This is a genomic window from Xenorhabdus hominickii, from assembly GCF_002632725.1.
GTDB classification, from domain to species: domain Bacteria; phylum Pseudomonadota; class Gammaproteobacteria; order Enterobacterales; family Enterobacteriaceae; genus Xenorhabdus; species Xenorhabdus hominickii.
In genome coordinates, this window is the sequence record NZ_NJAI01000001.1 from 334,540 (window position 1) to 340,932 (window position 6,393).

Below are 6,393 nucleotides of genomic sequence, written 5' to 3' on the forward strand. Positions count from 1 at the left end.
CCATTTTTGTTTTATTGGAATTGTGGCAAATACTTTCGATTGATATCCAACAGCTCATTTAATAATGCCGAATCCAAAGCGGCATCAGCAACCAAAGGATGAGTCACCAACGCCAGTAGCGCCGCCTTGCGATCCCCATGGACTGCCGCTTCAATCGTCAACCGCTCAAAGGCTTTCACTTGCTGCGTCAGGGCAAACATACTGTCCGGCAGATGACCAAATGCCAGAGGGTGTGCCCCTTGCGCATCAACAATACAGTTAGTTTCAATAACTGCATCATCGGGCAGCCCCTGAATGGCTCCCCGATTCATCGTATTCACAACCAATTGTGTGCCGAGATTATTGTGGATAGTGGCGATCAATTCCAATGCAACTTCAGAATAGAACGATCCTCCACGAAAACTTAATTGCTCTGGTTTGTGATCAAGCGTTGGATCAGCGTACAATTCAAATAACTCCTGCTCTACCCGCATTACCTGCTCTGCCCGAGTGCCCTTGCTTGCTGCACCCTCTTGTTCTTCCCGCAACATTTTACCGATCTGATAGAAATAACGATGATAAGGACAGGGAATCGCTCCCAATGCCCGCAAAAACTCCGGCGGCCACGGTGCTTCCTTGATATTGTTCATCGTCAATTCAGCCCCATTACACAGCAATTCCAGCACCCGATCCGTTTCATCCTTCCCCTCCACCAGCACCTGATGCGCCCAAACCATATGATTAAGCCCCGCAAAGCGCAATTGGACATCTTGATAAGGACGTTGCAGCATATTGGCGATCATATGGTGCATCGAAATAGGCACATTGCACAGCCCGATGATTTTGGCTTTGCTATAGCGGGAAACCGCTTCCGTCACAATACCTGCTGGATTGCTGAAATTGATGATCCACGCCTCCGGAGCGAGGCGCTCAACTTTACGGGCAATCTCCAGCAAAACCGGAATGGTGCGCAACGCCTTGGCAAACCCACCAACGCCTGTCGTCTCTTGCCCAAGCAGACCATATTTCAACCCCAGACGCTCATCAGCAGCACGAGCCGGAAGCTGACCAACACGCAGTTGAGTAAGAACAAAACTAGCCCCGATGATCGCCTCATCTGGGGAATAATGCACACTGACAACCACATGCTGCAAACCATGACGATCCAGCATACGGCGCGTCAGTCCCGCAATAACCTCCAATTTTTGCCGCCCGGCTTCCACATCCACCAGTGCCAATTCAGAAAGTGGGATCGTTTGACTACGCTGAATAATGCCTTCCACCAATTCCGGTGTATAACTACTACCCCCTCCCATCACGGCAATTTTAATCGGTTTCATATGATCCTCTGCTTATACTGTCTGGCAATCGTTGATAAAGATCGATAATGTGACTGGCGAGATCCTGGATCACCATCGCATTCATCAAATGATCCTGCGCATGAACTGTGATCAAATTGATGGGTAATTTTCCACAGCCTTCATCCAGCCCAATCAGTTTCGTTTGGATAACATGAGCGATACGCGTTTCCTGTCGGGACTCCTCCATCAGCCCTTCTGCTTGCTGAAAATTACCCTCTTTCGCCTGTTGCAAAGCCATTAATACGCTGCTGCGTGCGCTGCCGGCATGTACCAGCAATTCGATAATCTGCTGTTCAAAATCCTGTGATTCAACATCAATAGACACGCTTCAATCCCCCTGATTATTTCGCCAAAACCTCTGGTTGCTGCTCTTCGGCCAAAAGCTGTTTTTCATACACCTTGAAGAAGGGATACCAAATCAGCAAATCAATCACCATCAACACCCCGACCAGCACAAAAGCACGATAATCCCAAGCGGCAGAAATCAACGCCCCAATCGGCGCCGGAGTCGTCCACGGGGCGATGGCAATCATCTTCTGCACCAAATCCAGATGCAGGGCACCGTAGGCCAACACGGCATTCACCAACGGCACGAGCAGCAATGGGACCAATAAAGTGGGGTTCATCACGACGGGAGAGCCAAACAACAGTGGCTCATTGATATTAAACATGGCCGGGACAACACTCAGCTTGCCAATGGTTTTCAAGTGAATTGAACGGCTACGCAGATAGAGGAAAGCCAGTACCAATGTCGAACCAGACCCTCCGATACAGACGTAAAACGCCCAATAAGGAGCAGTCAGAATTTGAGTGGTTGCCATTCCCTGCGTTATTAACGCGGCGTTTGCAGCAATGTTGGCCATAAAAATGGGGTTCAGCAGCCCAGTGACAATATTGTCGCCATGAATACCGGCGAACCACAACAAATTGGCCAACAATACCAACAACATGACAGCGGGTAACGTATCCCCGACAGTAATCAGCGGCTGAAATACCTGCATAATCGCAGCAGGCAGCAGCAGATTAAATTCACTTTGCAGCCATAAACTAATGGGATAGACCGTCAGAAGAATACCTATAACGGGGTACAATAATTCAAAAGAACGGGCAATGGCGGGTGGAACCTGAGAGGGCATACGTATGGCGATATTATATTTTTTCAGTAACCGGATTAACTCAACCGACCAAATCGCGCAAATCAATGCGGTAAATACTCCCGCACCTCCCAGAAAATCCAGCGGCATTTTATTTTCAACCTGCGGTGCCGAAGCCAGCAAAAATGCCATCAAAGACAACAAAGCAGACGTCAATCCATCCAACCCATAAGACTTTGCCAAACTATAAGCCGTCCCGATGGAGACAAAAATGCTCATCACCCCCATTGTCATAAAAAAAGGCATCGTAATGGTTGTCCAATGGGTTTTAGCAAACGTCAGCCATGCCTGACCGAAAGAAGATGAAGTTTGAGTATCAAATGGCGGATTTGCCACAATCAGCATAATACTGCCGATAATCAGAAAGGGCATGGCTGAAATAAAGCCATCACGTATCGCAATAATATGTCGCTGACTACCGATTTTACCGGCAATGGGAGCAAGATGGTTTTCTACTATGCGGGTCAAAGAAGCATAAATACTCATAATCCACTCCATTTAGTGAAAAATTATTCCAGCAGGCTTAAGGCATGATCCAACACCTTATCTCCCCGAAGCGCACCGTAGTCCAACATATCAATCAAACTGATGGGCTTATCCAATGGCTCAGCAAGCTCGGTAAAGCGGGCAAGCTCATAGCGAATTTGCGGCCCGAGTAAAATCACATCCGCCTCGTGGATACACGTTTCCAGCTCCACCGCTGGCACAGCCTTGATCGCTACATCCAACTGCCGTTTTTCCGCCTCCGCCTGCATCCTCTGTACCAACAGGCTGGTGGACATCCCAGCCGCACAACACAATAGAATCGTTTTCATAGTTTTGTTCTCTTTGTAGTTGTCTCATGATTATTTCGCTTAAGTTAAAATGAAAGCGCTCTCATTTTGGTTAAGGCTAACAGGTTATTTTTCCATTGCTGCGATGGGGTTCGCATAATTTGATAAGAGAAAAGTAAGGAAATGGATGAAATGAGATCGATATTACAGAGAATAATCAGAAGAAAATAAAAGAGACTATTTGTCTATTTTATAAGCTATAAAAATGGTAGAATTTTCCCGTTCATAAAAAATGATTATAAAACAGATGGATAAGTTTAGGGTGTTCCCCGTGCTTACGGGGATAAACCACCGCCTTGAAATGTTTTTGTCAATGGATTTATTATGTGCTCCCCGTACTTACGGGGAACAAGGGCAGGGGGCGAAATGGCACTCTAAGCTTTTCTTCCACATGACCACAGATATTCTCCTGTTAGGAACGGCTGAAGTCAGATCGACTCACACCCAGAGTTATGACTTTAATTGCAGAAGGGAGAAGTTATCGCTGGACTGCCAGAGATCTCGGTATAAACAAAAACACAGTGGCAGATATTGTCGTTCGTAACAGTCAGAAAGAAAGGAATATACATGTCGATAATTATTAGAAAGATGGATAAATCGGACAGAATAATTTGGGCGGATATGCGTCTCAGACTTTGGGACAGCCATTCTCAAGATGAACATCTCAGTGAGATAGACAAGCTACTAATTAGCAACAATAATGTCAGTTATATTGCTTTTATGGATGAAAACCTACCTGTTGGTTTCGCTGAGGTTAGTATGCGTGAATATGCAAATGGTTGCACCGGACAACCCGTTCCATTTCTGGAGGGGATCTGGGTTAACTCAACACATCGCCGGAAGGGTATTGGTCAAGCACTCGTAAATAAAATAAGCAGCGAACTCATCAATAAAGGGTTTTATGAACTCTGTTCAGATGCAGAAATCAGAAATAAGCAGTCACATCAGGCCCATGAGAATTGGGGATTTGACGAAACAGAACGTGTCATTTGTTATCGAAAAAAACTAATTTAGTCCAGGTCATCATGTGCTTAGGGTGTCATTTTATCCCTTGCGGTTTAGCTCAGTATTTCCCGTACTTACGGAGATAAACCGCTGTCGCCCACCATGTGAATGACGTAGGAATAAACCACAAAAAGCTAGTCGCCAAACTACTTGTTGGCAACCAGCCTGCTAAACGTTATCTATTCGGATTCAGATGCGAATGCCGATGTGGATGCAGATGCCGGATATAAGTGAGCAGCCCATTCACCATACTGACAAACAAACACCGCAGCAGTTTTTGATGATAATGGATCCGCTAATTTCCTAACCTTCTCCCTGATCTGTGCAGCAGAATTTAATGAAACCCCAACATAAGTTCCGGTAGGTAAAGCCATCACCTCACCATTGGGGTATCTGACTGTTCTACTGAAGTCAATTAACTTCATTGCTTCATGAAGTGCATCATATTCTCTTAAGCCTGCACCAAAAATTTCAACACGAACCATGTAAGTAGCCATTTTTAGCCCTCTCTATTTATTTAACCATTTACTTGATTACAGTAAGTTAAAGCCACATCCCACTATTTCCAGAGGTATTGTGGTTCGTTGGTGAATTTAGCAGTTATTAACTCGGTCACACCATATCAATAAATCACAGTTATTTGAGGAACTGCTTCCCCATCACTTGTAGCTTAGTTCCCCATAAGTTCTGAAATAACTGGGTTAGATATCAATCAAAAGTGTACTTAATTTTATAGCCACAAAATTTGTCAATTCTGATTATTTTGAAAGGAATTTTTTTGAAATACCATCCTGTGAAAAACAGTTTAATCACATCAAACACATTGATAAATTTAAACATAGAAATCCTAGGAGATAGAAAATGTCTAATAATTTCTTATAAGTGTTTTCAGTAGTATAAACTGGCTATTTTTTACTATCTATAAACTTGGTAATTTAATATAAATTAGAACTATTTCTAAAGGGATTAAAACGGACTCAGATATCGTTAATAACTGCTCCATTTTTTATCTCAAAACCGTTATAACCATTATTTCTGGCGTATAAAAGACTAATTAAATCTTTATCATTTTTTTCAAAGTAGAACTCATGATACATAATTGTTTCATGTTGTATTTTTTTATTAAAACCTGATTGCCATATTTTTTCGCCATTTTTATCTAAAGTTAGATAATATTGGTATCCATTCATATAGCGAATTATCCAGTAAGGAGAAATAGGTACATACTTGTAAACAGAGACCTTATATACCACACCGTTATCATTAACCTCACTAACTATTTTTGGTTCCATTTTGATGGAGTCAGATGAGAAAAAAAAGTACCATAAAAACAATGTTGCTATTATTATATCTCTAAAAAAATGGTTAAATTTTCTACGGACAAGTATGTTATTCATTATATTAGCTGCCATTCCCATTCTATCTATCACTAATCTCTTTTTAGTGCTGTATATATTTTTTGGTGAAAGAAATAAATATGAGAACTACTCCATATGGCTACCTGCATTATGTATATCATTCGTCACAGTTTTGTTCCCATTGTTTTACGGTACTAGAAATACAAGTTTTGTAAATTTTTTTCTGATGATTGTTGCATTTCCTTCATCATATTTCACCTTAAAAATACTCAAATTAACAAAAATCAATACGGTTTTAGCTATCGTATTATCGTGGGTATTTTTTCTTTCTATCGGCTTTTTTACGCAATAAAGACATTTGATTGATGAGAAAGTTTATTTTGACTATATATTTTCTGCATTCCAGATATTCTTTCCACACGACGTATCCCCGTAGGTACGGGGAACACGTTCAGCCAGTCCATTATCCAACCGAATTTAAACGCGCTATCCAGGATAAAATCCTACCACCTCATAGCGTTACGATGGGAATCTCTAGGAGTACGCTATATAGATGGCTCAGAGAGGCTATGGGAAAAATTAAACGTCCAAAACAAACAATGCCGGTCATGTATTAAATAGTTAGTTGTTGTGATATGCTTCCCGCCTTTTAAGGGTAAAGCATGGCCAAAGCTGACGTCTATTGCCGTTATTGTCACAAATC

Annotated in this window: 7 protein-coding genes; 1 reads left to right on the forward strand and 6 read right to left on the reverse strand. The window is 42.5% G+C overall.

The window, feature by feature from the left end; all coding sequences use genetic code 11:
• Positions 1-11 precede the first annotated feature (11 nt).
• The 4 genes from Xhom_RS48740 to Xhom_RS48755 are packed head-to-tail and all read right to left on the reverse strand — an operon-like array spanning position 12 to position 3,309.
• A complete protein-coding gene (locus tag Xhom_RS48740) occupies positions 12-1,319 on the reverse strand; it encodes a 6-phospho-beta-glucosidase (protein ID WP_069317095.1) in 1,308 nt (435 codons plus the stop codon).
• A complete protein-coding gene (locus Xhom_RS48745; protein ID WP_084023161.1) occupies positions 1,306-1,665 on the reverse strand; it encodes a PTS lactose/cellobiose transporter subunit IIA in 360 nt (119 codons plus the stop codon). The genes Xhom_RS48740 and Xhom_RS48745 overlap by 14 nt, the downstream gene beginning before the upstream one ends.
• A 16-nt stretch (positions 1,666-1,681) precedes the next feature.
• Complete coding sequence (locus tag Xhom_RS48750; RefSeq protein WP_069317096.1) at positions 1,682-2,980, reverse strand: PTS sugar transporter subunit IIC; 1,299 nt, start codon at positions 2,978-2,980, stop codon at positions 1,682-1,684.
• 23 nt (positions 2,981-3,003) lie between these two features.
• Positions 3,004-3,309 (reverse strand): PTS sugar transporter subunit IIB, encoded by a 306-nt coding sequence (locus Xhom_RS48755; protein ID WP_069317097.1) that lies wholly within the window; start codon positions 3,307-3,309, stop codon positions 3,004-3,006.
• 585 nt (positions 3,310-3,894) lie between these two features.
• Between Xhom_RS48755 and Xhom_RS48760 the strand changes: the two genes are divergently transcribed.
• Complete coding sequence (locus tag Xhom_RS48760) at positions 3,895-4,341, forward strand: GNAT family N-acetyltransferase (protein WP_069317098.1); 447 nt, start codon at positions 3,895-3,897, stop codon at positions 4,339-4,341.
• 170 nt (positions 4,342-4,511) lie between these two features.
• Here Xhom_RS48760 and ghoS read toward each other — a convergent pair whose 3' ends face one another.
• On the reverse strand, positions 4,512-4,829 hold the full coding sequence (gene ghoS / locus Xhom_RS48765; protein ID WP_069317099.1) for a type V toxin-antitoxin system endoribonuclease antitoxin GhoS: 318 nt from the start codon (positions 4,827-4,829) through the stop codon (positions 4,512-4,514).
• Between the two features lie 480 nt (positions 4,830-5,309).
• Positions 5,310-5,762: a hypothetical protein gene (locus tag Xhom_RS48770; protein WP_099139632.1), complete on the reverse strand. Its 453-nt coding sequence runs from the start codon at positions 5,760-5,762 to the stop codon at positions 5,310-5,312.
• Between the last annotated feature and the right edge of the window lie 631 nt (positions 5,763-6,393).

Excerpts from the sequence above, each read along its gene's own strand:
- Xhom_RS48740 (WP_069317095.1), bottom strand. The coding sequence starts at position 1,319 with ATGAAACCGATTAAAATTGCCGTGATGGGAGGGGGTAGTAGTTATACA.
- Xhom_RS48750 (WP_069317096.1), bottom strand. The coding sequence starts at position 2,980 with ATGAGTATTTATGCTTCTTTGACCCGCATAGTAGAAAACCATCTTGCT.
- Xhom_RS48755 (WP_069317097.1), bottom strand. The coding sequence starts at position 3,309 with ATGAAAACGATTCTATTGTGTTGTGCGGCTGGGATGTCCACCAGCCTG.
- Xhom_RS48760 (WP_069317098.1), top strand. The coding sequence starts at position 3,895 with ATGTCGATAATTATTAGAAAGATGGATAAATCGGACAGAATAATTTGG.
- ghoS (WP_069317099.1), bottom strand. The coding sequence starts at position 4,829 with ATGGCTACTTACATGGTTCGTGTTGAAATTTTTGGTGCAGGCTTAAGA.